The organism is Streptomyces sp. NPDC048590 (genome assembly GCF_043199535.1).
Taxonomy (GTDB): Bacteria; Actinomycetota; Actinomycetes; order Streptomycetales; family Streptomycetaceae; genus Streptomyces.
In genome coordinates, this window is record NZ_JBICWC010000015.1 from 87,214 (window position 1) to 112,278 (window position 25,065).

The 25,065-nt window shown below is 69.2% G+C and carries 22 protein-coding genes and 2 pseudogenes; 15 read left to right on the forward strand and 9 right to left on the reverse strand.

Annotated elements, in window-relative coordinates:
• Positions 1 to 206: 206 nt before the first annotated feature.
• A pseudogene (gene tpg, locus ACGFNN_RS32705) lies at positions 207 to 575 on the reverse strand (telomere-protecting terminal protein Tpg); the annotation flags it as partial.
• A 1,435-nt stretch (positions 576 to 2,010) separates the two neighbouring features.
• Here tpg and ACGFNN_RS32710 point away from each other — a divergent pair.
• The 4 genes from ACGFNN_RS32710 to ACGFNN_RS32725 all read left to right on the forward strand — a co-directional run bounded on the left by ACGFNN_RS32710 (position 2,011) and on the right by ACGFNN_RS32725 (position 4,237).
• Positions 2,011 to 2,757: a hypothetical protein gene (locus ACGFNN_RS32710; RefSeq protein WP_393561392.1), complete on the forward strand. Its 747-nt coding sequence runs from the start codon at positions 2,011 to 2,013 to the stop codon at positions 2,755 to 2,757.
• Between the two features lie 76 nt (positions 2,758 to 2,833).
• Positions 2,834 to 3,454 carry a DUF6308 family protein gene (locus tag ACGFNN_RS32715; protein ID WP_393561447.1) on the forward strand — a complete coding sequence of 207 codons (621 nt, stop codon included), beginning with the start codon at positions 2,834 to 2,836 and terminating at the stop codon, positions 3,452 to 3,454.
• 216 nt (positions 3,455 to 3,670) lie between these two features.
• Positions 3,671 to 3,901 carry a hypothetical protein gene (locus ACGFNN_RS32720; RefSeq protein WP_393561394.1) on the forward strand — a complete coding sequence of 77 codons (231 nt, stop codon included), beginning with the start codon at positions 3,671 to 3,673 and terminating at the stop codon, positions 3,899 to 3,901.
• 81 nt (positions 3,902 to 3,982) lie between these two features.
• On the forward strand, positions 3,983 to 4,237 hold the full coding sequence (locus ACGFNN_RS32725; protein ID WP_393561396.1) for a hypothetical protein: 255 nt from the start codon (positions 3,983 to 3,985) through the stop codon (positions 4,235 to 4,237).
• Positions 4,238 to 4,281: 44 nt separating this feature from the next.
• Here the strand turns inward: ACGFNN_RS32725 and ACGFNN_RS32730 are convergent, their stop codons facing one another.
• Positions 4,282 to 4,551, reverse strand: a complete 270-nt coding sequence (locus ACGFNN_RS32730) for a hypothetical protein (protein ID WP_393561398.1) — start codon at positions 4,549 to 4,551, stop codon at positions 4,282 to 4,284.
• Between the two features lie 130 nt (positions 4,552 to 4,681).
• Between ACGFNN_RS32730 and ACGFNN_RS32735 the strand changes: the two genes are divergently transcribed.
• Complete coding sequence (locus ACGFNN_RS32735) at positions 4,682 to 5,044, forward strand: hypothetical protein (RefSeq protein ID WP_393561449.1); 363 nt, start codon at positions 4,682 to 4,684, stop codon at positions 5,042 to 5,044.
• A 60-nt stretch (positions 5,045 to 5,104) separates the two neighbouring features.
• Positions 5,105 to 5,257, forward strand: coding sequence for a hypothetical protein (locus tag ACGFNN_RS32740; protein ID WP_393561400.1), 153 nt, complete (start codon positions 5,105 to 5,107; stop codon positions 5,255 to 5,257).
• 129 nt (positions 5,258 to 5,386) lie between these two features.
• Here the strand turns inward: ACGFNN_RS32740 and ACGFNN_RS32745 are convergent, their stop codons facing one another.
• Together ACGFNN_RS32745 and ACGFNN_RS32750 are read right to left on the reverse strand one after the other, a co-directional pair.
• On the reverse strand, positions 5,387 to 5,737 hold the full coding sequence (locus ACGFNN_RS32745) for a hypothetical protein (RefSeq protein WP_393561402.1): 351 nt from the start codon (positions 5,735 to 5,737) through the stop codon (positions 5,387 to 5,389).
• A gap of 23 nt (positions 5,738 to 5,760) precedes the next feature.
• The gene (locus ACGFNN_RS32750; protein WP_393561404.1) at positions 5,761 to 6,492 is read right to left on the reverse strand and encodes an HNH endonuclease family protein; all 732 of its coding nucleotides are present in this window, start codon (positions 6,490 to 6,492) and stop codon (positions 5,761 to 5,763) included.
• Between the two features lie 430 nt (positions 6,493 to 6,922).
• Between ACGFNN_RS32750 and ACGFNN_RS32755 the strand changes: the two genes are divergently transcribed.
• The 5 genes and pseudogenes from ACGFNN_RS32755 (at position 6,923) to ACGFNN_RS32775 (ending at position 12,601) form a co-directional block, all read left to right on the forward strand.
• Entirely contained in the window at positions 6,923 to 7,180 is a 258-nt protein-coding gene (locus tag ACGFNN_RS32755; RefSeq protein ID WP_393561406.1) for a hypothetical protein, read from the forward strand.
• Positions 7,181 to 7,374: 194 nt separating this feature from the next.
• Entirely contained in the window at positions 7,375 to 8,616 is a 1,242-nt protein-coding gene (locus tag ACGFNN_RS32760) for an ABC-three component system protein (protein ID WP_393561408.1), read from the forward strand.
• A 2-nt stretch (positions 8,617 to 8,618) separates the two neighbouring features.
• Positions 8,619 to 9,095, forward strand: coding sequence for a three component ABC system middle component (locus tag ACGFNN_RS32765; protein ID WP_393561410.1), 477 nt, complete (start codon positions 8,619 to 8,621; stop codon positions 9,093 to 9,095).
• Between the two features lie 34 nt (positions 9,096 to 9,129).
• The gene (locus tag ACGFNN_RS32770) at positions 9,130 to 11,082 is read left to right on the forward strand and encodes a DUF3732 domain-containing protein (protein ID WP_393561412.1); all 1,953 of its coding nucleotides are present in this window, start codon (positions 9,130 to 9,132) and stop codon (positions 11,080 to 11,082) included.
• A gap of 645 nt (positions 11,083 to 11,727) precedes the next feature.
• Positions 11,728 to 12,601: pseudogene (locus ACGFNN_RS32775) on the forward strand (IS5 family transposase).
• A 10-nt stretch (positions 12,602 to 12,611) separates the two neighbouring features.
• On the opposite strand, the gene ACGFNN_RS32780 reads toward ACGFNN_RS32775, so the two are convergent.
• The 5 genes from ACGFNN_RS32780 to ACGFNN_RS32800 form a co-directional block, all read right to left on the reverse strand.
• Positions 12,612 to 13,088: a hypothetical protein gene (locus ACGFNN_RS32780; RefSeq protein WP_393561451.1), complete on the reverse strand. Its 477-nt coding sequence runs from the start codon at positions 13,086 to 13,088 to the stop codon at positions 12,612 to 12,614.
• Between the two features lie 78 nt (positions 13,089 to 13,166).
• Positions 13,167 to 14,504 carry an AAA domain-containing protein gene (locus ACGFNN_RS32785; protein ID WP_393561414.1) on the reverse strand — a complete coding sequence of 446 codons (1,338 nt, stop codon included), beginning with the start codon at positions 14,502 to 14,504 and terminating at the stop codon, positions 13,167 to 13,169.
• Positions 14,494 to 16,002 (reverse strand): hypothetical protein, encoded by a 1,509-nt coding sequence (locus tag ACGFNN_RS32790; protein WP_393561416.1) that lies wholly within the window; start codon positions 16,000 to 16,002, stop codon positions 14,494 to 14,496. The genes ACGFNN_RS32785 and ACGFNN_RS32790 overlap by 11 nt, the downstream gene beginning before the upstream one ends.
• On the reverse strand, positions 15,999 to 17,156 hold the full coding sequence (locus tag ACGFNN_RS32795) for a hypothetical protein (RefSeq protein WP_393561417.1): 1,158 nt from the start codon (positions 17,154 to 17,156) through the stop codon (positions 15,999 to 16,001). Before ACGFNN_RS32795 ends, ACGFNN_RS32790 begins: the two co-directional genes overlap by 4 nt.
• A gap of 35 nt (positions 17,157 to 17,191) precedes the next feature.
• Positions 17,192 to 18,034: a hypothetical protein gene (locus tag ACGFNN_RS32800; RefSeq protein ID WP_393561419.1), complete on the reverse strand. Its 843-nt coding sequence runs from the start codon at positions 18,032 to 18,034 to the stop codon at positions 17,192 to 17,194.
• 97 nt (positions 18,035 to 18,131) lie between these two features.
• Here ACGFNN_RS32800 and ACGFNN_RS32805 point away from each other — a divergent pair, with 97 nt between their 5' ends.
• From ACGFNN_RS32805 to ACGFNN_RS32820, 4 genes are all read left to right on the forward strand, one after another.
• Complete coding sequence (locus tag ACGFNN_RS32805; protein ID WP_393561421.1) at positions 18,132 to 19,454, forward strand: exonuclease SbcCD subunit D; 1,323 nt, start codon at positions 18,132 to 18,134, stop codon at positions 19,452 to 19,454.
• On the forward strand, positions 19,451 to 22,630 hold the full coding sequence (locus ACGFNN_RS32810; RefSeq protein ID WP_393561423.1) for an AAA family ATPase: 3,180 nt from the start codon (positions 19,451 to 19,453) through the stop codon (positions 22,628 to 22,630). The genes ACGFNN_RS32805 and ACGFNN_RS32810 overlap by 4 nt, the downstream gene beginning before the upstream one ends.
• Positions 22,631 to 22,750: 120 nt before the next feature.
• Entirely contained in the window at positions 22,751 to 24,241 is a 1,491-nt protein-coding gene (locus tag ACGFNN_RS32815) for a hypothetical protein (protein ID WP_393561424.1), read from the forward strand.
• Positions 24,238 to 25,062, forward strand: a complete 825-nt coding sequence (locus ACGFNN_RS32820; RefSeq protein WP_393561426.1) for a hypothetical protein — start codon at positions 24,238 to 24,240, stop codon at positions 25,060 to 25,062. Before ACGFNN_RS32815 ends, ACGFNN_RS32820 begins: the two co-directional genes overlap by 4 nt.
• Positions 25,063 to 25,065: the final 3 nt, after the last annotated feature.

Consider the following 25,065-nt stretch of genomic DNA (forward strand, 5'->3'; position numbering starts at 1 on the left):
CTTCGCCTCCGCGGCGCCTCCGCAGTTCCCATCCGGTGGAGGGCACGGTCAACGAGTTCGCCCACGGACACGGCATGCGACGCTGCCGTTACCGGGGACAGGGAAAGCACGGTCAGGAAACGCGGCCGGGGGCGTCCGGGGTACCGGAACCGGCGGCCGTGCTGTCGTTAACCCGGCGCGCGGACGCGTCGTGACACCACCCCTGCCTACAACCGGAACTGGAGGTCGAGGAGGTCGGTGAGTTCGACTTCGAGGCCGTGTGCGCGGCGTCCGTTGTCACGGAAGTAGGTTTCGCCGAGTGCTTCGGCGGTGAGCTGGAGCAGCTGGTCCTCGTCGAGGCCGGCGGCCTGGACGTCGAGGAGGCGGGCGGCGTGGTGGGGTGGGAGGGCGAGGGTGAGGTGGCGGATGCGGGACTGGTCGGTGGAGCCTGCGGCGGCGGTGTAGCCGAAGCGGGCCTGGACGTCGATCATGATGCCGTCGGTGCTGGCCGCTTTCTGCCGGGCCCGGGCTCTGACCTGCGGCTGTCACCGCGTGCGGACCTCTGCCTCCAGCCGGGTGGCCAGCTGCGGGCGGGGACTGCCCCCAGGCGTCTCCACCGGAGAGGCATGGACGCGGCCACTCAGCGAATGGGTCGTCAACGGTACTGAAGGGTATGACCACGCGTCGGCTTTGAGCAGCCGACGAGTTCCTGCGGCAACGACCGGTACAGCCCTCACCACGGCAGAACCGCGCGCCAGACCGGCTCGACGCCACCACCACGACGATCGCGCTCACCGCCACCTTCGCCCGCACCGCCCACCGCCGGGCAGCCGCCGACCGCACCCTGGACCTGCTGCTACGCCTGGTGCCCCGGTACAGCCCCGACGCTGAAGAGACCCCAGGACGGACCGGGCAGGCCCGCAGACCGGCCTCACCAGGTCTGCGGCCGTCGCAGAGGGGACCGGCCTCCGCGCTCCGACCGAGCTCCAGCCCGGATATGAACGCTGCACGCCCTGGCGGGGGTGGGATAAAGCCGCTGCAGGTGGGCCGCGCCCGGTGCGCTACCGTCCAGGAGGTATGGAGCACGCGGCGCGGCCACCCTTCATCGACCCGGAGTCGGACTACCCCTGCTGTTGGTACTGCCCGGCCCTGCGGCTCCCGCGCGAGGGGTTCCTGGTCGCCGACCGGCCCAGCAGGAGCTGGCCCTTCGACGCTGCCGACGGAGTCCGCTACACCGCCGACGGCAGGATTCCGGTCTGCGTGCATCCGGGCCGGGTAGGGCTTCAGCCGGAACGGACAGCCCCTCCGCCCGCCACCGCGCCGGCCCTCGAGTCAGGTCCGGACCCGGCTCTGGCTCCGGCTGGGCGCCGCCGACGGTGGTGGCGGAACCGGATACGTCCCTAGAGTTCGTCAGGATCCGCCGGTGGGAACGTGGTGCAGCCCGAGGGTAAAGTTGGCCGGCTCCCGCTGATCGTTCGAGATGATCCGCAGGACGCTGTCGGCGAACTGCCGCGGGTGGGCGGTTTTGAGGCTGACACAGCTGGGTTGGTGCCGCTGTCAGCAGCGGCGGCCAGACCACCAGCGGTGTGGCGGGAAGCTGTAACCGGGCGGGCCAGGGCATGGACGGGAGCCGGTAGACGGCGTCCTGACACCAGGGTGCTGCACCGGCGTTGGCCTTGGCAGCAATCCTGCGCGTGAGACCCTCCTGCGGCCGGTAGTGCGCGCGGAGTGTGGAGATGAGCAGGCACGTCGGTGACAGCGGAGCGAACACCTCGACCGCCTCGGGCAGCAGCGGGGGAGTGAAGCCGAAGGTTCCGTCCTTGCGACGCAAGGCCACGCCGCTGTCGCCCAGAACGAGCATCGGCTCCGCCGAGCGCAGCACCACCAGTCGACGGCCCGGGGCAGTGAGGACGTCGCGGGTGCGCTCGAAGGCGAAGGCGAAGCAGCCTCGGTACACCCCATCGGCCACCGTCCGCACCTCTCCGGGGCATCGGGCCTCGCGGAGGCAGGGGAGGTGACTACGGTGGGCTGGTGACGACCGCCCTCGCTGTTGATCGGCCCCCTCTGCCCGCTGATCCCTCTCCGATCAGCCTCGCTTACCAGCACGAACACCCGTCTCAGGCGTACGGGTTCGATGACACGCTGGAACGCTGGACGGTGACCGCGCGGATCGACGTGGACGTCCTGGGCGAAGGCATGGCAGCCCGTGGCGATGCCGACCAGGAGACTCTGGACGCGATCGACGACGTGCCGGTCGGCCGCATGTCGTTTCTACGGGTGCGCATGTTCGGCCCCGACAACCCCTTCAACGCCATGGACTCCTACACCGGGGACGTCTCGCGCATCGGTGAGTGTGTGCTGGACGTCGTCCTCGGCGAATTTGCCCGTGACTTCGAGGAATTGCTCGCCCACCCGGTCGGCGACCTGCTCGTCATGGACCGCCGGGTCATCCTTGAGCCCGTATGGCGCGGCTTCGGCTTGGGCCCCGTCCTGGCGGGCGTGGCCATCCGGCGCCTCTCCCCGGACTGCACCGCCGTGCTGTGCGAGCCGGGATCGGCCGACGGCCGTGAGATGGCCCAGGAACAGCACCGCGAAGCTGCGGCCAAGCTTGCACGCGGGCGGTCCAGGATCGGCTTCGAACCCTTCCAGCACGGTGTCCACTTCCTCGACTGCCACCTCCAACGCCCCCTCGACCTCCTGGCCGAGCGCCAGAAGGAATTCATCGCCCTGTGCCGCCCTTGGAGCGCCCACGGACACCGGTGCGGCGCAGGTATCTGAGATGGACGAGCAGCTCGCGGGGCCTGCTTCCTCCGCCGGGACACCATCGGTGGTGGGGTAGCGTCTACACGCCTTTCTGGATGCGGAGCGGGTAACGGACGATCTGCGCCGCTACTTCGGGATCGGACTGCCCCCGGGCGCCGGCGTGTTCACGGGAGGCCGGTTCGAGCACCTCGCGGGCGGTGGCGACCGTCGGCAGATCGCGAACAGATTCACCGCGGAGGACCTGATAGCCGTGCAGACCCTGTCGGTAACCGTCCCCGCCCCCGTTGCCCTTAACCTGCTTGAAGGTCCGCTGGGCGCTCAACTGTCCCACCTGCTGTACGGCATCCCTGCCGACACCGATCTCGCCGACGCCGATACCTCGGTCGTCGTGGACGGCTCGCCGGCGTACCAGGCCTGGTCCTTGCTGGAGAACCAGCACAAGGTTGGATGGGTGATCGCGGGGAAACTCCTGGCCCGTAAACGACCCCGGCTGCTGCCGGTCTATGACCGGGTCGTGCGCTGTGCGCTCGGCCGTCCGCTGCCCTTCTGGACCGAGCTGCGCACCGCCCTGCGAGAGAACGACGGGGCCCTGCACCACCGGCTCCTCAACCTGCGACAGTGCGCGGGCCTGCCCCAGACGGTCAGCGCGCTACGCGTCGCCGACGTCGCGATATGGATGGCCCATCCTGCTTCGGGCCACCGATGCCCTTAAGGATCCACCGCTGGGGACCGGGCGGGGACGGGGTGCTGGCTGCCGATTTCAAATACACGCTGCCCAGCCCCGTGATCAGCGAGGCGAAGGCCTTCTGCACATCGGGTCAGGTCAGGGAGCAGCGGAGCATCACGTGGGCGCCATGCGGACTCCACGACTGCGGCCAGCGACGCTGCCCTTGGCGCTACTCTGGTTATCGGGGTTGCAGGGGGGCATGTGGCGCACGAGGACTGGACCGTGGACCGGCTGCACGTCGCGCTGCCCCACTCGGTATCCCGGCAGCAGCTGCTCCAGGACGTCAACCTCACCCCGATCGAGGACCTGCCCGCCGTCCTGGGCGGATGGGCTTCGGCCGCCGAGCAGCTCCAATCGGCCCGGCCCCGCATCGAGGCCGCCCGCACCCACATGAAGCTGCGCGGTGTTCTCCCTGAAGACCTGAAGACCTGAAGACCTGAAGACCAGGGACGCCACGGCCGACGTGCTCAGGGACGCCGAGCCGCGCCAGGGCGACGGCTGCCGGGGAACGGCGTGACCTACCGGCTTAACTTCCCTACCGACGTCTTCGACACGTACAAGCAGCTCCCCGAGCTCGCCTGGCGGGACCTCGCTCTCGCTCTGGTCGACGCCCAGCAGGACCCCCTGGCGCACTCGGAGCCCTACGGGCAGGACGACGGCATCCGCACCGTCGCCCAGGGCCACGTCACCGCGGTGATCCTCCTCGGCCACGACACATCGACGATGACCGTCCGCACGATCGCGTACGCCGGCACGACCAACGCGTAGCCCGGGACTGCCTGAACGCCCATCAAGACAGAGCGTTACCGGGATCAGTGCACGTCGCCCTCCCATACCCACGGGCCGTCAGGACGGCTGAAGGTGGGTCCGTAGGAGGCGCGCCCTGGCCCGCACGCACCGTGCGGGGTGATCAGGTAGGCACCGGCAGTACGGTCGTTGAAGGAGAGCCCAGTGACGTCCAGGAGCTGCCCGTTGAGCGGTCCGCCAGTCAGCTCGACGTATTCGTGGCCGGGGCGAGGGGTATGGGCATCGGGGACATCGTGGTCGGCCCCGTAGATGCGGGGCCGTGCGTGCTCGGTCATACGCTCAGGCTGCCAGGTCTCCCTGGAGTGCCGACAGGTTCCGGGGCGCCGAACGCTCTCGCGGGTGAGAAGCAGGGAGTTCCGGTGCCTTCCGGGAGTGGGGCGCGTTGGGCACGTCATGCGAAAGATCATGTGTGTGGCGGTGTCCATGGTTGCTCTGGTGGGCCTCGGCCAGGCTCCGGCGAGTGCGAGCGGTACTGCTCAGGACGGGCCGGTGGGGATCGGTGTCATCGGTGACGGGCTGAGGGTGCGGGAGGTCCGGGCGCTCCTGGACGGCTGGCAGGCCGGCGCGCAGGCCCGTGTCAGTCTCTGGAAGGGCGGTAGCTACGTCCGGATGGTGCGGGGGTGGAAGTACAGCTCCTCCCGGGAGGAGCGCGGCTACCGGCACGAGTACGCAGCATGGAAGATCAACAAGACCTTCCCGCACCGCTCCCGGCTCTGTGTTGAGTTCCGAGGGCACGACAGGATGCCATGCGTCACGATCCAGCGCTGACCTCCACGACGACGGCGTCCGCCTCGAAGAGAACCACAGGCCGGCGCTGGGGCTCTCGGAATGAACCAGCGCAGCGTCTGGGACCGTGCCATCGACGCCTGGATGAACGCTGACCGAGACGAACTCGATGCCGTCTGGGACCTCATCATCGAGAACCTTGGATCGGACTACGACGCCTACAGCAACCTCTTCTCGGTCAGCTGGACCGCCTGAGAACCGCGCAGCCCCAAGCGCACCGCCCCCGGCATTCGAACTGCCGGGGACGGTACGTGTCGCGCCGTAGCCGGGGCTGCCCCAGCCCTGGCCGCAGCGAGCCCCCACCCCTTCATGCGAAAGGCCCAGTCAGCGCAGGAACAACTTGGTCTGGGCGCTGTTGATGTGGTCGAAGGTGACGCTGAACGTCTTGCGGGTGCCGGAGCCGCAGGCCTCGAACTCCCGGGTGGTTCCGGCATCGGGGTCGATCCGGACGACCGCGCACTTGCCGTCGGTACGGGTGTCGTCGACCCAGCCGTAAACCTTCAGGTCTCCGAGGTCGCACTCATGCGTCCACCGGGCAGTACCGCCGTCGATGCGGGGCGACCGGGTTGACGGACACCTGTCCGCACTGGCAGGGCTGCCTGCCGCAACGATCACGCCGACCGCCAGAACCCCTGTTGCCGTCATCGAGGCAAGTGCTTTGCTGATACGCATCATTGTCTCCCACTCCTTCTGGACGGCTACGACGCGGGCTGGTAGGTGACGGTGGCGCCGGCGCAGTCCTCCGCGGTCCCGAGGAGCGCCTGACGTTCGTCCTCGTCCACGGCCAGGTCCCACCGGAGTTTCGTCGCGACCCAGGTTGCCGCGTACGTGCAGTGGTAGGAGGCATCCGTGGGCATCCACTGCGCCGGGTCCTTGTCGCTCTTGGACCGGTTGGAGGCGGCAGAGACCGCGATCAGCGTGTCCGGGGACCCCTGGTCGTTCGCATACGCCTCGCGCCGCTCGGCACTCCACCGCGTCTGCTCCGAGTCGAATACCTCGGCCAGCGGCACGAAGTGGTCCACATCGAGCCGCGCCGCGTCATTCACCACCAGGCCGTCGTAGGCGCTGCGCCACGAGCCGCCGGTGAGCTTGCAGCCGGCCGCTACCTCGGGCGCGTCCACCGCCTCGGACAGGATCACTTCCCTGCGGGTGTCGCAGCCGTCCGCTGCGTCCAGTCCGCGGTTCCAGTGCTTGTACAGCGTCCGCTTGTAGCCCGCCCGGTGCTCCTCGGCGACCGGGAGCCGGTCGATCGCCTCGACCAGCCCAAGCATCTGCCGGGCTCCCGGGGCGCCGGTGAGGGACTGTGCTGGGGTGGAGGAGGTGAAGGGCTCCTCCACCACGGGGAGGGGGGCGGTGAGTGTGCCTGCGGAGGCGGGGGCGGCGAGCAGTGGCAGTGCGGCGAGGGCGAGCGCGGGCATAGCGCGTCGCATCAGGGAGATCATCACGCGATGTGGTGTAGCAGCCCCCCCACGCCGGCCAGAGCGGTGCTGGCGCTACGTCACCCGATCGCGACACCGGTTCACCCGCAGAAACGGAACACCAGAAACCTGGACGCCGCCGCGAGTCTGAGGTGGACAGGCTTCGGTTCCATGACGGCGCGGGCGCATGGGGCGGTCGAGCCGTGCGTGCACGGAAGAATCGTGGCTGCTCTTGCCCTGACCGCCGTGCTCGACCCCGTGGTCACTCTTCCCACACCGGGCTTTCAGCGGCCGCCAGGTAGAAGATTGCTGGCGTGCGGGGTGATGAGGTACTGGATCGTGCTCACTGGCCGACCGGTGACGTCTGCGATGGCTCGCGAGGTCGTCCCGCGTGCAGAGAGCACGCGTGTGTCGTACTGCAGCGGTGTCTTGGCTGTGATGTGTGGGAGTGGTCTGCGCCGGTTCCCGCACATCACGACGAGTCAACGACCTCGCCGACGCCGTCCACGCCCTGCACACCGCGCAAGAGAACCTGACCACCGCACTGCGCGCCTACCTTGCTCCCGACCCCTTCACCGGCCGCGCCGAACACGGCCGCATCGGCCGCGCCGCCCACCTGACCGGCTGGGGCGAACAACGCGTCAAAGAACTGGCCAACCCCGCCCTCGCGGACCGCCGCCGGGCCAAAAAACACACCTGACATTCCCGGCGATCTTGCCAGTGATCGCATGAAACGCCAGATGTCCTGCGGGAGCCGGTGCTACGTTACGACGCCAGGGGGAGTACAGAGTTGCCCTACGGGCTGACCTGCGGCACTGGCACTGTTTCCCGACGCGGCCGCTGCACACCAAAGAGAAGGCCGCCGCCAGACAGGCTCGACGGCAAGTGGGGAACGTGGCACAAGCAGGGTCGCACTCGGCGGCAGGCCAGATGACCGGATACCTCTACCAGTGCGAACTGGCCCTCCTGGAGCTGGCCCGCCACAGCTGGGAAGATCCAGCCATCGAGGTACGCATGGAGGTCCTCGACGACGTCGAGTTCCTCTACGGGGCCGCTGCCGACCCGCACGAGCTCCTCCAGTCCAAACACCGCGAGAAGGCCGGCCGGCTCAGCGAGACAGGCAAGGACGTCTGGCGATCCGTAGCCTCGTGGATCGACGCGCTGAAGACACTGGACCGCCTGTCCGACGGCCCCATGCCGCTGCTGCGCCTGGTCACCACACAGATCGCCGCCGAGAACACCTTCCTGTTCCAGCTGCGCCCCGGATCCGAGCGATCCGTGCCCGACGCCTTGGCCCGCATGCTGCAGGTAGCCGAAGCCGAGGAGCCCGCCAACACAGCCGACGACCGTAAAAAGTTTGCCGACCTCACGCCTGCGCAGCGCTATCGTCTGGTGGCTGCCGTCGAGATCAACGACGGCTCTCCGCTGATGTCAGACCTCGACCCTACGCTGGCGCGGACACTGGGGATCAGGCCCGGCGAGCATGCCCGCGCCATCCTCGACGACATCAAGGGGTGGTGGTACGGCGTGGCCGTGGAGTCGCTGGACAAGAACCGCGAACGGGCCTCCGTGACCGCCCAGGAACTGCAGTGCCGTCTGGAGGAGGTCACCGACCGGTTCGCGGGCAGGAATCTGCCCATCACGGAGACGGCGCGACGCCTCACGGCTGCCGAAATCGCCGTCTACCAAGACGACTTGGTCGTTGCCCAGATGCGGTGGGTCGGTCTGAAGGACCGCACCGTTGCCTCCTACCTACGCGACTACCACTACGCGCGCGCCCAACGTTCAAAGTGGCTGCGGTCCTTCAAAATCACTGAAGAGGGCCTCGAGGACTACGACCAGCTTTTGTGGGACGAGTGGGATCACGTCTTCACCCGGCACACTGATGGGCTCGAGGACGACACCCCGGAGGAAGAACGCCAGGCCGTCGGCCAACGCGTGCTGCACGACACCATGGACAAGGTCGCCGACCTGCCCGCCCGTCCCGGCAGCACCACCGAACGATGGATCGGCCGCGGCGCCATGCACAGCCTCGCCGGTCGCCCCCGCACCGACGACGACGAGGACGCGGTCGGCTGGCACCCGGACTATCCAGACCTGTGCCAAGGCCACCACGACGAACCGGGAGATGCGTGACGATGTCCCATCACCGTGTCCCCGAAGCACAAGCCCTGCTCAACACGGGCTTCGGCGCCTATCTCCTGGCCACCGGCGTCCACGCCGCCGTCAAAAAGGCCGGTCACCCTCTGCCCTGGACCAGCGCCTTCCTCGTGCTGCCCTTCGTGCTGCCGACCGACACCCGCAACGACCTGCCCACCCAGGCGGTGCATTCCATGTCCGCCTGGCTCACCGAACATCCCCAGCACCAGGCGGCCTTCGCCGAGCGGGCCGCGGCACTGTCCGACTACACCCGCGCCAGCCTGCGCACCGCGGTGCGACACCGCGCGCTGACCGTCACCGGGAACGGCCTGCGCTGCCCCCGAGCCCCCAAGCCCGCCTCGGCAGCAGAGAGCGAAGAGGTAGCGGACTGCGCCCGCCGGGCTGGCCTCGTCGGCCGCTGGCTTGCCGTCACCGAACCCGCCCTGGCCTTCAACCTGCTCGGCGTTCGCCCCTGACCCCCCACTTTCTCGAAGGAGCCCACGAACCACCATGCAGCTACTCGCCCTGGCCCTCTACCACCGAGACGGCAGGCCCACCCCACGGGTCGTGCGGTTTCGCCCCGGGGCGCTCAACATCCTCACCGGCGAGTCCGAAACGGGGAAGTCCGAGATCCTCGACATCGTCGACTACTGCCTGGGGCGCAGCACACCTAGTCTGCCCGACGAGCCGATCGACCAGACCGTGGGCTGGTACGCACTGCTGGTCGCCTTCCCCGACAGCCGCATGCTCCTCGCCCGACCCCGCCCCGCGGGTGCCTCCACGACACAGGCCATGATCCTCACCGGGGACACCAGTCTCGATCTGCCGCGAGCGGACCAACTCACCCCGAACTCCAACGTCGCCGCACTGCGTGCCCAACTTAGCGCCCGTCTGGGTATCGAGGACTTCCGCTTCCAGCCCCCGGCGGGCGCCGCACGCTCTGCGTTCAACGTCTCCATCGCCCAGGCCACCTTGCTGTGCCTGCAGAACCAGAACGAGATCGCCGACAAGAAGGCCCTCTTCCACCGGCAGACCGAGAACGGCATGGCCCAGGCCATCAAGGACACGCTGCCCTATTTCCTCGGCGCCGCAGGCCACCAGCAGGCACTCAACCGCCACCACCTCAACGAGGCTCAGCGGGCTCAGCGCGCTGCACAGCGCAAACTCGATGACGCCTACCGCCACCGCGAGGCGGTGGACGCCGGCGGGGTGGCCCTGCTGCGTCTGGCCCAGAACGAAGGCCTGCTCGACGAGGTACCCCAGGCACCCGCGCCCGAAGAAATCCGTCAGCTGCTGGAGCAGGCCCTCACCGTCACCACGTCAGTTGTGGGCCCCGTCGACCTGACCGACCGCAGGTACCAACTGGACGAGGAACGACGGGCGCTGCGCGAGCAACTCCAACAACTCGACGAAACACTTGCCTTGCTGGAACGCTGGCAGAAACAGGGCGAGGACTTCACGGGAGAGCTGCGCCTGCAGCTCGGACGACTGAAAGCCATCAACCTCCTTGGCCCTGAGGGCGATCACGACCACAGTGTCTGCCCCATGTGCACGCAGCCACTGGAACACCCCGATGCGCCGGCTGCCGAGATCCTCACCTTGGCCGAGGAACTGGCCGGTGAACTCGACCAGGCCCGGACCGTCCAGCCCATCCGCGACGAGCACCGCCGGTCCCTGCAGAGCGAGCGGGCCGCCGTCGTCGAACGCCTGAAGGTCAACGGGACCCAGCTGCGGGAGCTGACCGCCAGTGACGACCGCATGCGCCACCTCCAGGACCAGCAGGTGCGCATCGCCCGTGTCCAGGGACGCATCGACCAAGCTCTCACGACCGGCAGTGGATCACCCACCGGTGGCATCGCTCAGCTCCAAGACGATCTCGTCGTGGCGCAGGAGAAGGTAGCCGGCCTCCAGGCCCTGATCGACGAGGACGACGTTGCCTCCGAGACGGAACGGCGCCTCACCGACATCGCCGCCGACATGACCACCTGGGCCAGGCGCCTGAACCTCGGACAGGCCGCAGCGGCAGACGAAGTGACCATCAGCCTCAGCCAGCTCAACGTGGTCCTCCGCCGCCCTCAAGGACGCCTGCCGCTCAACCGCATTGGCAGCGCCAAAAACTGGATCGGCTACCACATGGTCGCCCATCTCGCCCTGCACACCTACCTCCGGCGCCACCACCGTCCGGTCCCGGCTTTCCTCATGCTGGACCAGCCCACTCAGGCCTTCTTTCCTGCCAAGATCAAAGATGCCACCACCGTGCGGGACGCCGACTGGGACACCGTTACGGCCTACTTCGAACTCCTGCGCGATGTAGCGGATCTCAACGACGGCGCCCTGCAGATCATCGTCTGTGACCACGCCAACCTGACGGATCACCCCTGGTTCCAGGAATCCATCGTGGAGAACTGGAGGCCCCATGACGGTCGCCGCCGGGCCCTGATCCCCACCGACTGGCTCGACTGACCGGACCTCCGCGGGAAGGGGCGCGGCGGCTCGGCGCGGCTCTGCTGCGGGCAGGCACACCGGTCAGCGTCCCGTTGGCTGAGGGATGCCGGAGGAGCGCGCGTCAGAGTGAGGGCATGCCGAACCCGATCATATGGCGAGCCGTTAAAACGGCTGACCTGGAGATAGTTTCGGTGCGCCCAGGCAGCCGACGCCTGCCGACGCGGGGGAAGGCTGAGGGCTGGGCGCGGGACGCCGGCGGCTGTGCCGTGGCTGGGCGGCTGCGGTCGGCCATGCCGGGCTCCCCGTGCGGAACCTGATGCGTAGTCGCGGACAGGTTGGCGCTGTCTGGGTGTTGTGGTGATCGGGCGGCGTGGGTGCTGAGTCCAGGTGGTTTCGGTGGCTGTGGGGTGGGGGTGCCTGAGGAGGCGGGAGAGGGCCGTCAGGCCCCTGGGGACCCCACTTCGCCTGAACCAGAAACACCTGGCGGTCGGGGGCGACGGCGATGCCGTGGTCGTCGCCCTAGTACTCGTCGAAGTCGGGGTCGTGGCCCCAGTCGTCGTGGCCGGGGGCGCGCGGGGAGAGGTCGACGCCAGGGGGCAGGGGGTTCGTGGCGAGGACTAGGCCGTGTGTCGAAAGTGGATCTTTAACCTTGAATGATCACGGATCACGGGGCGGGGAGATCTCACGGACGAGCAGTGGGCGGTGCTGAAGCCGTTGTTGCCGAAGGGAACGAAGACAGGACGGCCGCCTGTCTGGCCCCGGCGGCAGCTGTTCGACGGCATCCGGTTCCGGGTCCGGACCGGTGTTCCGTGGCGGCCCGGTCGCGTACGGACCGTGGGGCCAGGTCTACGACCTGTTCCGCCGATGGCAGCGGAACGGAACCTGGCAGCGGATCCTCACCCGGCTCCAGTCCCTGGCCGATGTGAAGGGTGCGATCACGTGGGACCTGAGCGTCGACTCCACGGTGTGCCGTGCTCACCAGCACGCGGCCGGGGCCCGGAAGCAGGGCGACCTGCAGAAAGAGCCGCCGGGCGGCATCTTCACCGAACCTCATGATCACGGGCTGGGACGGTCGCGCGGCGGGTTCACCACCAAGCTGCACCTGGCCGTCGAGCAGGGCCAGAAGCCCATGTCGATCGTGATCACGGCAGGACAGCGCGGGGACTCGCCGCAGTTCGAACCCGTGCTGGAGAAGGTACGCGTGCTCCGCCTCGGGCCGGGCCGGCCACGCGTCCGCCCCGATCGGGTCCGCGCTGATAAGGCGTACGCCTCCCGCAGGAACCGCGCCTACCTGCGCCGCCGCGGGATCCGCTGCACCATCCCCGACAAGGCCGACCAGGCACGCAACCGCCGAAAGCTCCGGTCCCGCGGCGGCCGTCCGCCGCGCTTCGACCCGGCCGACTACCGCGAGCGCCATGCGGTCGAGTGCGGGATCAACCGCCTGAAGAGACACCGCGCCGTCGCTACGCGATACGACAAGCTCGCGGTCCGCTACGAGGCGACCGTCCTCGTCGCGGCCATCAACGAGTGGCTGTGACCCTCGGCCGTCACACGGTGGGATCCACGTTCCACACCGCAGGAAGATCGCTGCCGCAGAAGACGCAGACGAAGTCGTCCTCGCGCACGATGTTGTGCTCCTGGCAACCAGGGCACCGCCGGAACACCACCTCGAGGGTGAAGCCGGACGGCCGCCTGAGTCCTACGTCGTCCAGAGCACGAGCGACCTCCGGCCAGGAGCTGATGTCCGGGCAGTATCCGGTGGACTGGTTACTGACCTCGCTCACGGCCCACCGGTCTGCCTCGTGCATGAAGCTGATCTCGCCAGCGCTCAGAACCATGTCTCCGCCGGCACAGGCCACGTGCTCGCTTCGCCGCGGCGCCAGCCGAAGCACACCGTCCGTGCCGACCACGAAGGTGAACGGCTCGGCCAGCTCTGACACCGAGCGCCCAGCGATCCAGCTGTCAAGGTCAGCCGCCGAACTGATCAGACGCCCGCCCCCACCAGGCTGGACCGCAGCCCTCAGCTCGACCGGTCCGACGTATCGATAACTCCGCCCCCACGCACTCACGTCAGCCAACCTAGATCACTTCCGATACACGGCCTAGGCGGCGACGCGGTGCTGGGCGAGTTTCGCCAGCATGACGTGGTTGGCTTCCCAGCCGTCGGGGAATTTCGCCGGCACGGACAGGTGTACCGGGTCGGTCGAGGGATGAGTGTCGAGGAGGTCGGCGATACCTTCACGGGCGACGACGATGCAGGCCTGCCGGTGGCGGGAGGCCAGCACGCACAGCCTTCCGGCCTCGAGGTGGAATGCGGTGGCGTCGCGGCGGCCGGACAACGGGTGGACGACGATGACGACTTCGAACTCGCGGCCCTGCAGCCGGTTCGCGGTGTCGACCGTCACACCCGGCGCGCTGGGGTTGCCGGTGCGGGCGAGGGCGGCGCGGACCAGGTCGGCCTGGTCGCGGTGGGCGACACCGATGGCGATGTCTGAGGCGGACAGCTCGCGGCCGTCGGGATTGTTTTCGCAGGAGCCGATGGCGCCTCGGATCAGCAGCCGGTCGGCGAGGTCCGCGGCGGTCTGGATGGTTTCGGTGTCGGTGCGCGGGACGTGGCGGCGGGGCAGTTCGTGCAGGGCCCAGCCGGTGCTGAAGGCCGTCGCGAGGGTCTCGTCGAGGCGGGTGCTGCCGAACCTTGTGGTGCTGAAATCCAGTGACCGGGTGCCGGCACCGGTTCCGGCGGTGAAGTCGGTGAAGGGGTAGAAGGCCTGCGAGATGGTGGGGGCGGCGGAGGCCGGCAGGCGCCAGGTCACCGGCAGCCGGTGCACGGGGATGTGGGGATTGTGTTCCAGCATGACGCTGACGCCGTTTTGCGTCGGGTCGTGCGGCAGCCCGATCCAGCGTTCGGTGCCGACGATCGTGAACGGGTCCAGCTGGCCGGGGTCGCCGACGAACAGGCCGCGGTCGAAGCGCTCGACGATCTGCAGCAGCATGTCCGAGCGCATCTGGTAGGCCTCGTCCAGGATGGCCCAGCCGAACGTGCTGTCGCGGACGGTGGCCCACTTAGCGGCGGTGCCGACGATGATCTGGCAGCCGGTCAGGTCGGCCAGGGTGCGTCCGATGGTGGTGTTCGTCAGTGTGGCCAGGGCCGGTGGCGGGCTGTAGTCGCCGGCGCTCAGACGGCCGAGGGGGATGTCGGGGTGGTCCCTGGCGAGTCGCTTGATGAGGTCGTCGACCTGGTTGTTGGTCTGGGCGACGACGATCGGGCGTTCGCCGCCTGCAGTGAGTTCCTGGGCGGCGCGGACCACGAGGGTGCTCTTGCCGGCGCCGGGAGGCGAGTCGACGACGACGGCTCTGTGGCGGGTGTCGGCCAGGTCGGACAGGACCGCTGCGGTGGCGGCGTTCGCGGCGGCGCCGGGGGTGTCGGTGTCAGTTGTCATGGCCCCACTCCTCGGCGGCGGCGTTCTCGGGTACGGCGTTGTCGTCCGGCCCGTCGGGGTCGGCACTGTGTGTCCACGGGATGTGGCCGGAGTCCGGGAAGGTCGGGTTCGGACGCCACCCCGGATCGGGAAGGTAGTCGATGCCCTGGTCCAGGTCCGGTACGGAGCCCGCCTTGGGGGTGCGGCCGCGTCCCATGCCGGCGGTGACCTCCACCGTGACGAGGGTCGTGTCGCCGTCGGGCAGGACAGAGACGATGACGGCCTTGTGGCCTTTCGGCATGGTCGGGCTGATCAATTTGGTTCCGGCGGCCAGGCGCAGGGGGTCGCTGGTGCGGACGGTGACCCGCGGACGTGGCACTGTCGTGTTCTTGGCCGTGATCGCCGTCCGGTTGGGCTGGCTCTCCACGACCGTTCCGGTGAACGCCTCTCCGCCGCTGCGCCGGTCGGCCAGGACGAACGGGTCGTCAAAGGCCATCGCGGCCTCGAAGTCGGCCAGTGCCCGCTCGAGTTGACTCAGGCGCCGTGCGGCACTGATGGCGGTGTCACGCTTGCGCTGGGGGAGGCCCCCGGTGTCCCGGTAGTCGGAGTGGTTGGTGAAGAGCCGGCAGTCGCGGTCGAGGCGCCGCGCGGTCTGCGGTGCTTCGGGGACAGAACGCAGTATCGAGATGGCCGCCCACATCAGGCGCCAGGTGGGCTTGACTTGCCCGGCGATCAGTTCTGTCAGCTCGGTCTGGGCCGCAGCCAGTGTGTGCGGGTCACCGAGCGCATGGGCGGAGTCGAACCGCTTGATTGCCGGCGCCAGGTCACGGTTGTCGAACTCCGGGGACGTCGACGGTCCTGCCGGCGGGCACACGTCCGGATTCTCCGCCTCTTCCAGCGCCTGAGCGATGCTCACACCGCGCGGGGGAGCGATCCAGGCCATGAGCGAGGCCAAGTTCTGGTCCTCCAGAGTGCTTTGGCCGGTGGCCCAGTGCTCGGTGAGCAGCGCGGTGAGGGGCAGCAACATGGAGGTGCCGGCCATCTCAGCCTTGTCGACCAGGAAGGTCAGCCACATGCCGAACTCGGGAACGACCTCCGGAACGGCATAGGGCCCGGTCGTCGAGCGGAAGCGGCACATGCGCCCGAGGTCGGCCAGCGCGTTGACGCCTCCCTGGTTGGGGACGATGATCTGCGGCACGTCGGTGTACTGCGAGCGTTCGCCTTCGCCGCGGCGGTCCTGCCGGTAGGAGTTGATGTAGTCCATCACGACCCGGCCCAGATCTGCCGCGAACGCGAAACGCTGGTCCCGGTTGCGGGGCTGGGGCACGACCAGCAGGGTCATGTCCCTCCTGGCGGTGCCGGCCATGACCGCCAATGGAGCTCCGGCTTCCCCGGCCATCGTCAGCGGAATGATGACCAGGGGGCGGTCCGACAGGCGGTGGTGGCGGAAAGCGGTCAGGCGGACCGCTTTCATCTTCTCCATCGCCTCCACATGTGCCAGCGCGGACAGCATGCTCATGCGGCACCTCCGTAGGCTTCGGTCAACTCGTCGCGCAGCCGGGCAGCGTGCCGCAGTGCGGCGGCCATGTCGCTCTGATCCCCCGTGGGGGTCAGCTGGCCACGGGCCAGCCCCAGGGCCATGGTGGCGCTATCGATGCCGCCGAGCTGCTCGCGGACCGCGGGGCCGAGCACGTCCAGCGAGGCCTCCGCCCGGGCATGGGCACGGCAGTGAAAGGCCATCTCGCAGTGGTTCAGGCAGTCTGGGCGGTACGTCGCGGGCACCTGGGCCACGGCCGCGGCCAGTTCTTCGGCCGGGCGGCGGGGGCGTTGGTTCTTCTTGGGGAGGGTGAGGTCGAGGTCGAGGTCGAAGGTCAGGTCTTCGGGCAGCAGGTCCACGAGGTCGCTGACGCGCTCGATACGGGACAACTGGCGGGTCAGGGCAGCAACCTGCTTGCGGGCGTCCACGAACGCCGCGGTCGGCCGGTTGGTGAAGTCCTTCGGCGCGACCAGCACGATGGTGTCCGACACGGCCTCGGTGGCCATCCCGTGATGCGCGAGGAGGGCGCGCAACGCGATGATGTAGGCAGATGCCTGGGTCGTGGCTGCCCGCACCTGGGCCGGGTCGGCCTGCCCGTCAATGATCGGGAAGCTTTTGATCTCAACAATGTAGAAGCGGCCGTCGATGCGGAAGGCGACCAGGTCCGGTTCCAGGAATGCGCCCTCGCCGCCGACCTGTAGGTGGAGCAGCGGGTGGTCGAACAGGGTGCCCTCGCCGTTTCCCCGGGCCGCCTCCAGCAGGACTTCGGTGGTGCGACGGTGGCGGGCGTCGTTGTCACCGGCGCCGCCGACCTCGTTCAGGTCCAGGTATGCCACCTCGGGAAGCGTCAGCTTGAGGGTCTCGCGCAGAACGCGCAGGAGTTCGGCACATCCGTTGTCCTTCACCATGGCCTCGAAGGCGTTGCCGCGGGCGAAGGCGAAGGAGGACTGGCCGAAGGGAGACGGGTAGCCGATGTGCGCGGCGATTGCGGCTTTGTCGGATCCGGAGGCGTCCAGCAGGGCCCGCAGCGTGCAGCGCGGGTTGTTCTCCAGAGCGGCCAGCGACCGGGCGTTGTAGGACAGCCGCAGCGAAGATCCACGCAGTGCGTCCAAGCGGCCGTCGACGGGTGGTTTCACGGTGATGGAGATCCTTGCGGGGGAGGGGACGGGGGTCAGGCCCGGGCCCGCAGAGGCGTCACGTTCTGCGGGGGTGCACCGAACAGTTGTTGGGCTTCGTCCAACGCGCGGGCCCGTCGTGAGGCTTCGGAGCGGACCGCGTGGTCGGCATCGAGGTGCACGGCCAGCTCGGCCCGGGCGGCGTCGATCACCTGCTGCGTATCCAGCACACTCTCCCGCCCCGGGGTGATCGAGGGCATCGCCTCGGGGATGTTCGCGGCAAAACGCCACAGCAGGCGCAGGGCCGCAGGACTGGGCTCGCCCCCGGCTGACGCCTCGGCGGCGTGGACAGCCTCCGCGATGCGGATGGCTCCGGTGAGGAAGTCGACGCGAGGGGACAACGGGCCGATGATGCGCTGTTCCAGCGGCCAGGTACTGATGGTGAGTAGCGCCCGCACCGGAGTCAGCAGGTCGTGGGCCAGTGCCGAGCAGAGATAGTAGGGCCGGGCCCCAGGGCTGGACTGATAGGACCGCACCTCGTCCCGGCGCAGACTGGACAGCTTGGACGCGGACAGCTCGCCGGGAAAGAACGCCTCATGCACCCCCACGATCAGCTTGGGAGCGGCCGGAGTACCGAGCAGCATCAGCGCACGGTGAACGTGCTCGCGTGCCGGAAGCTGCGAGCCGAAGGCAGCCGGCGGCGTGTCCGGCACGGTGCGGGGCGGCGGTGCGGGGGCCGGCTCGCCGGTGTCGATCAGGGCGTCCCAGGCGCGCTCGGCGCGGCGTAGCTGCGCCCGCAGCTCGCCGGCGCGCTCGCTGTCGCCTGCGGCGGAGGCGTCGCGGATCGCGCGGCGCAGGGTGCTGATGCTGTGCTCCAGGGCGTCCAGAGGATCACTCATGACTTAGACGTTACCAGACTTCCAGAGTTTCCAGACTTCTTCCTGTGAATGCGTGTACAGTCGGCGCCATCGAATCCCGGCCCTCCTGGAGGCACCCGTGACGGGACGCATCTTCCACACCTCCGACTGGCACCTGGGCCGCCAGCTCGGCCGCCACCGACGCGACACCGAAGTAGACGCCGTCCTGGACGAAATCATCGACATCGCCGACGATTTCGCCCCCGACCTCATCGTGCACAGCGGCGACCTCTTCGACGCCTCGCGGCCCGGCCTGGACGACCTGCGCCGCGCCGCACAGGCGCTGCGCCGCCTCGGCGAGATCGCCCCCGTGGTCGTCGTCGCCGGCAACCACGACACCCGCAACGTCCTGGCCTTCCTCGAATTCATCCTGAACGGCACGGACAACGACACAGGCGAACAAGCCCGGGTCCGCTTCGCCACCGACGCCCGCCCCGAAGGCCTCCTGGTCGCCGACTATCCGACCCGGGACGGGGAGCTGACACTGCGCATCGGCGCACTGCCCTACCTGCACCCCAACCGGTTCGCCTACGACTTCACCGACCCCGCGCTGACGACCGCGGCCTACGCCGAACGGTTGCGCGCTGTCCAGGCCGACGTCTACCGGCGGCTCGCCGCAGGACGCGGCGCCCGCGACGTTCTGGTCTTCGCCGCCCACCTGTTCGTCGAGGGAGCCATCCCCTCCTACTCGGAACGCAAGATCTCCATCGCCGACGACTACGCGACGGCCGCCGCCGACCTGCCCGACGTCGCCTACGGCGCGCTCGGCCACATCCACAAGCCACAACGTGTCCAGCGCGCCGGATACCCAGCCCACTACGCCGGCAGCCCCCTGCAGATGGACTTCGGCGAGAGCGGCGACACCAAGAGCGTGGTCCTGGCCGAGGTCGGCCCGACCGGCACGCCCTGCATCGAACCCGTGCCCCTGGCCTCCGGGCGCCGCCTGGTCCGCCTGGAGGGCACCCTGGAAGAAATCGCCCAGCGCGCCGGCCGCATCCACGACGCCTGGGTGAAGGCGGTGGTGGACGTCGAGGTCCCCGACCCGTTCCTGCCGGACACCCTCGCCAAGCTGCTGCCGCGGGCGACACTCGTCGCCGTCGACGAGCGCCGTGCCGGGGCCACCGGGAGCGTGCCAGAGCAGCGTGAGGCATCCACCGAACTGCCCGGCATCGAAGAGCTGCTGCGCGACTACCTGCCCGGCCGAGGAACCACCGGCCTGGCCCTGGACCACGCCATGACCGCCCTCGCGCATCTGCAGGCCGAACCCGACCTGGACGACCCAGCACCGTGCTGCGAGGAGAATCTGCTGGCCGCGGCCCTTGAGAGCCGCCCCCTCGACGGCCTCGACCGCTCAGGCCTGTTGTCCGGCACTGACACCACCGCAGCGGAGACGACGCGATGAAACCCCTGACGCTCACCCTCAACGGATTCCGCAGCTACCCCGGCGAAGTCACCCTCGACTTCACCGGCCGGGGCCTGATCGGCGTCCTCGGCGACACCGGGGCTGGCAAGAGCAGCCTGCTCGACGGCATCACCTATGCCCTGTTCCGTAAGAGTTCCTGGAACGCCAGCAGTCCGGGGCAGCTCATCGCCGACGGAGCAAAGGCCATGAGCGTCGACCTCACGTTCCTGCACGAGGGACAGCGCTGGCACGTCCACCGCACCATGCATGCCACCAACGCGAACGCCGGCCGTCACCACCTGAGGAACCTCGACACCGGCGAGGAGATAGACAACGCCGGTCACGTCGACGACCGCCTCAAAGCGGTGCTGCAGATGAGCTACGAGACGTTCCTGCGCGTGGGACTGCTCCCGCAGGGCAAGTTCGACCAGCTCCTCGTCGCGGCCCCCAAAGAACGCGGCAGACTGCTGCGCGAACTGTTCGGGGCGGAGTCGCTGGAGTCCATCCAGCGGACGGCGGCCCGCCAGCGTGAGTCCCTCAACGGCCTGCTGGCGCGCGCTGAGGCCAAGCGCTCGTCCATGCCGGACGACCCCGAGCAGGCCGCCGAAGAAGCCGGTGCGGCCGCTGGACAGGCTGAAGTCCGCGCCGAACGCCTTAAGGAGGCCATCGACCGCATCGCCCAGCTGCAGAAGGAAGCAGCCACGGCCCAGGCGGCAACCGAGGGTGCCACGGCTGCCGCGCGCACGCTCTCCGAGCGTGCCGTGGCCGACGCGGGCGCCGCTCTCGAGGCGCTCGAACCGGTCGCCGCCGACATCACCGCGCGGGGCGAGGTTCTGACCCTTGAGGCCGCCCAGGCCGCAGAGCAGGAGCGCAGCCTAAAAGACGCGATCGAGCGGGCGGACGCGGAGGGGGAAGGTCAAGACGCCCTCAGCAAAGCCGTGGTGGTTCTTGAAGCCCTCGCGGCGGACGCCGAAGAACTCCGAGGCGAACGCGACCGGCTTGCCCAGCAGAGAGAACAGCTCGCCGGTGAAGGCGAGGTCATGGCCCGTTCCGACACGGAGCTCACTGAACGCGCCGCGCAGGTGGACCTGTTGGTGCAGCAGGCGCGTGCCGCCACACAAGCGGATAAGGACGTGCGCCAGAAGGCCGCCGTCGCCCGCACCGAGCTGACCGCGGCCCTCGCATCGGTCGGTCGCGTCGCCAACGCCGTCCGTGAGCAGGCTGACGCGACGAGCCGGTACCAAGCTGCTCAAGACGGCTGTGGCGTCATGGAAGAGGCACACGCCGCAGCAGAACAGAAGCTTGACGCCGCCCGGGTGCACGTGCACATGTTGCAACAACGCGACCAGGCCGCCGCGCTCGCCGCCGAGCTGCACGAAGGTGACGACTGTCCCGTCTGCTGCCGGCAACTCCCGGACGGCTTCGAGCCGGTATCCGGGGCCGACGCCGCCGAGCTGACCGAGGCAGGAATCCAACTCACCGAGGCGAACAGCGCTGAGAGGACCGCCACCGCCCAGCTTGCCCAGGCCCGCGCCAGCCTGACGGCGGCCGAAACAGCCGTCAGCGACCGGGAGACGGGCCACCGCGAGGCGCAGCAGGCAGTGCGCGAAGCTTCGGCCAAAGCGGAGCGAGCCTTCGGCGACCTCGCGATCACGGCCGCCGATTACGGCTTCGATGACGCGTCGGCGTCGGCGACACTGACCGCCATCACCACCGTCGCCCACGGAGCCGACCACGGAGAGGACTCCCTCGAGCGGGACGCCGCACCGGTCACCGACGCGATCACAGCATGTGAACAGGCAGCCGAGGCTCATGCCGAGCAGCTACAGGCCGATGTGCACCGGCGCAGGTCCCAGATCGAAACGGACCGCGCGACGCTCGCAGAACGCAAGAACTCCCACCAACGCGCCACCGCCCACCACCAGGCCGCTCTTGCCGCACACACCCGCGCCGCGGACAAGACCACCCGCGCCGTGGCCGCGCTGCCCCCGCAGGCACGGGCCACGCTGCCCGAAGATGCGATCGATGTGACCGCGGACGCGGTGTCCGCCGCACTCGCCGCCGTGGCCGCCCGACAGGCCGCACTCCAGGGCCTGCTCGACCAGCGGGAAACGGCACGGCGGAAACAGTCTGCCGTGCTCGGCCAGCAGCGCGGCCTCGACGAGGAAGCCCGCACCCGTGTGGAGCGCCCGCTGAGCGAACTGCGCGGCTATCTGGATGCCTGGGCACAAGCCGTCACCGACGCGGTCACACATCTCGAGGCTGCCGCCGCGCGCGCCGCGCCCCAAACCCCTGCCGCGTCGGATATTGCTGCTCTCCGCCAGTTCGCCGCCGAACTGTCCACGGCCACCGAGGAGTTGCACACCCTGCTCGCCGCGCAAGTTGACGCCGCTGCCCAGCGCGCAGTGGCTGCGACGGAGAGTTTGCGTGACCAGACGGCCCAGCTCGTCGACGTCGAAGGGTTCGACCCCGCCGCCGCCCTGGTGGCCGCAGACGCCCTGCACCCCCTCGTCAAGGCCGCGACGCAGGCGGAATCGGAGGCCAAGGAGCAACGTCAGAAGCAACACAGCGCACAGGACATGATCAAGCCGGCCGCCGACCTGGACTTCGCCATCACCGCCGGCCGCGCCCGCTCCCAGGCGCTGGACGTGCTGCGCCGCGAACTGGTCGACGCCAAATTTCTGGGCCACCTCACGGTGCTGCGCACCCGCGCGCTGCGCGACGTCGCCAGTGAGCTGCTCGGCCAGATGTCCGACGGACGATTTGGCTTCGCCGACAGCTTCGAGATCATTAGCCGAACCTCAGGGGTCGTCCACCCGCCGAACCGGCTGTCCGGCGGGGAAAAGTTCCAGGCCTCGCTCGCTCTGGCGCTGGCCTTGGCCGAACTGCACTCCCGCAGTGGATCGAACCTGGGCTCCCTGTTCCTCGACGAAGGATTCGCAGCACTCGATGCGGCCGCACTGGACGCGGCTCTGGAGGTGCTGCGCGCGCGGGCCGGCAGCGACCGCCTCGTCATGGTGATCAGCCATCTGCACGCCGTCGCCGAGGCCGTCGACGAGGTGCTGTGGGTGGAACGGACCACAGCCGGGTCCAGTGCCCGCTGGCTGACTCCGGCCGAGCGCGACGACCTGGTGCAGGCGGATCTGGCCAGCGGCCTGCAGACCCTGGCGCAGTAGCGGCGCCAGCGGGGCGGGTGGCGTGGGAACGGCGCAAGGCCCCCTGGCCCGCAGGCCTCCTGAGAGGCCACCCTCATCTTGATCGCGTGACGGCAGTTCATGGGGCGGGAAGGGAATTGGATGTCTGAAGCGGGACCTCACGGCCGCGACACACTGGGACTGGCAACCCGTGTGAAGGCACTCGCGGTCGCCGACCCGGTCCTCGACCTGGAACGCCGCAAACCACTGCTCGCCTCGCGCGAGTGGACCGGCTACCAGATGGAAGAACTGGCACTCACCGCCATCGACACCGTCACCCTGAAGATGGACTTCGACGACGGCGCACGCCACGAGGACATCGTGGCCGCCATGGCACGCGTCGCAGGGCTGCAGATGCCGCAGCACGACCGCGACGAACACACCGCTGTGGCCCGCTGGGTCCTCGACAGCCTGCTGAACGTCGGCACCGTCGACCGAGACTTCAGCCACGACTACGGCATCGCCCCCGGCGGCACCTACATCTCGCACCGCTTCTCCTTCAAACTGCTGCGCGAAGTCCCGGGCCCCGACGGACGGCCACGGCTGCGCGCCTCCAACGAAGCGATCGCCGTCCTCGTCGGAGCGGTGGACCTCGACATCGCCTCCGAACAGGTCGCCGCCGACGCCAAGCTGGAAGCCTTGGTGCGACGCGGACGGCTCACCGACGCCCACCGCGCCGCGGAGATGGCGCTGCGCCGCACCGTGCAGTACACCGAGCACATCCGCACCCGCCTGGAGGGAATGCGCCGCGACATCCGCTCCGTGGACTGGGTCCGTGACGTCGAGGGCATGCAGACCGAAGCGCTCGAGCACATCGAGGACCGCATCAACGCAGAGAACACCATCAAGGACAACCTCGTGCGAATGATGGAGAACAGCACCGAGGACACCACCCCGGCCCAGGCCGCCGAGCTGATCTCGATCCTCGAGGAATGCCTGCGTCGGCACGCCTCACTGCAGGCGAACCTGCAGGAAATCGGCGAACGGTTCCGCGCGGAACAAGAACGCCAGAGCTTCGTGCCGCCCCCCAGCCGGACCCACGTCAACCTCGAACGCCAGCTGCTCGCACCTGCCCTGCAACTGCCGGTGCGGCAGGCGTACCCGCTGCTGGACCGGTTCGCGACGGCGGCGACACCGCCGCCCCGCCCCGCGACCCTCTACCTCCCGGACCTGATCACCAGCCTCATGACGCCGCTGGCCGAACCCGACGGCGACGACGGCCTGATCATCGAGCCGGAATTCGGCGACACGCACGACACCACCGTCTTCTGCGACGAGCAGTACACAGCCGTCGAAGCACTGCTGGAACAGGCCGACACCGACGGGGTGCGCCTGTCCGAACTCCTGCACACGGCACGCCGCCGCGCCGCGACGGCCGGGCAGCCAGACCTCGACCACCTGCTCGCCCTGCACGTGCTGGGCCTGTTCGGCGCGCCGCGCTACGCCCCCGACCGCTGCACGGTACTGGCGGCGCTGGCCGACGACCGCGAACTGGACGACACCCTGTTCGCCGGCCACGACCTGCTGGTGGTCCAGGGCCCCGCCGCCACCGCCCCGACCACCGGCACCGACCTCGAGGAGGGCGCGGCGTGAACACCATCGACGACACGGCCGCCGTCACCAGACTGCTCGCCTTCGGCTTCCAATCCGGCCTGACCCCCCGGCGCAACGCCGAGTACGCCGCCCTGATCGGCCGCTGCCGCACCGATCCGCAGTTCGTGCAGCAACTGCACGCCGCCGCACGCGGCTTCGACCTGACCGTGATCGCCGTCGACCCACGGGCCGGACTGGTGCTCGGGGCGACCGCCGAAACACAGTTCGCGGTCAGCGTCACCGACCACATCAGCAAGCCCGCCGACCGGCCGATCGCGGCACTGGCCCACCTGGCCATCGCCGCGCTCGCCTACTACCGCCCCGAGGACCTGGACGACGAATCCCACGTCGGCCGCGTCACCGTCCGCCACATCGACACGATGGTCGAGCAGGCCGCCAAGGAACTGGAACGCCAGGCCGCCGAGGCCGACACCGACGACGGAGTACCGGTCGACCACCCGGACCTCGTCCACCTGTGGCGCTACTACCAGCGACGAAACCCCGTGGCCTCCACCGGGGACGACCGAGCCCACTCCAAGAGCAGGCACGCGATCATCAAGCGGGTGGCCGAGTACCTCGCGGACAACGGGATGCTGCGGCGCGCAGGCAAGGAGAACGCCGGCACCTACACCACCACCGCCCGCTACCAGATCCAGGTACGGGAACTGGCCGGCCAGCAGATGCTCGGCCAGCTGGCCGAACTCGGGATCACCGTCGGGCTCGACGGCGAGCCCTCGTTCCACAGCCCGCACGCCGCATCCGCGGACACGACCGACGCCGCAGCACCCGCCTCCCCGCCCGCAGCCGAGCCAGGAGCCTGACCC

Bases quoted from the DNA above. Each gene is read 5' to 3' on its own strand.
- ACGFNN_RS32745 (WP_393561402.1), bottom strand. From the start codon at position 5,737: ATGATGCGTATCAGCAAAGCACTTGCCTCGATGACGGCAACAGGGGTT.
- ACGFNN_RS32790 (WP_393561416.1), bottom strand. From the start codon at position 16,002: ATGAGCATGCTGTCCGCGCTGGCACATGTGGAGGCGATGGAGAAGATG.
- ACGFNN_RS32765 (WP_393561410.1), top strand. From the start codon at position 8,619: ATGTCCCATCACCGTGTCCCCGAAGCACAAGCCCTGCTCAACACGGGC.
- ACGFNN_RS32800 (WP_393561419.1), bottom strand. From the start codon at position 18,034: ATGAGTGATCCTCTGGACGCCCTGGAGCACAGCATCAGCACCCTGCGC.
- ACGFNN_RS32740 (WP_393561400.1), top strand. From the start codon at position 5,105: ATGAACCAGCGCAGCGTCTGGGACCGTGCCATCGACGCCTGGATGAAC.
- ACGFNN_RS32815 (WP_393561424.1), top strand. From the start codon at position 22,751: ATGTCTGAAGCGGGACCTCACGGCCGCGACACACTGGGACTGGCAACC.
- ACGFNN_RS32785 (WP_393561414.1), bottom strand. From the start codon at position 14,504: ATGACAACTGACACCGACACCCCCGGCGCCGCCGCGAACGCCGCCACC.
- ACGFNN_RS32750 (WP_393561404.1), bottom strand. From the start codon at position 6,492: ATGCGACGCGCTATGCCCGCGCTCGCCCTCGCCGCACTGCCACTGCTC.
- ACGFNN_RS32770 (WP_393561412.1), top strand. From the start codon at position 9,130: ATGCAGCTACTCGCCCTGGCCCTCTACCACCGAGACGGCAGGCCCACC.
- ACGFNN_RS32735 (WP_393561449.1), top strand. From the start codon at position 4,682: ATGTGTGTGGCGGTGTCCATGGTTGCTCTGGTGGGCCTCGGCCAGGCT.
- ACGFNN_RS32730 (WP_393561398.1), bottom strand. From the start codon at position 4,551: ATGACCGAGCACGCACGGCCCCGCATCTACGGGGCCGACCACGATGTC.
- ACGFNN_RS32810 (WP_393561423.1), top strand. From the start codon at position 19,451: ATGAAACCCCTGACGCTCACCCTCAACGGATTCCGCAGCTACCCCGGC.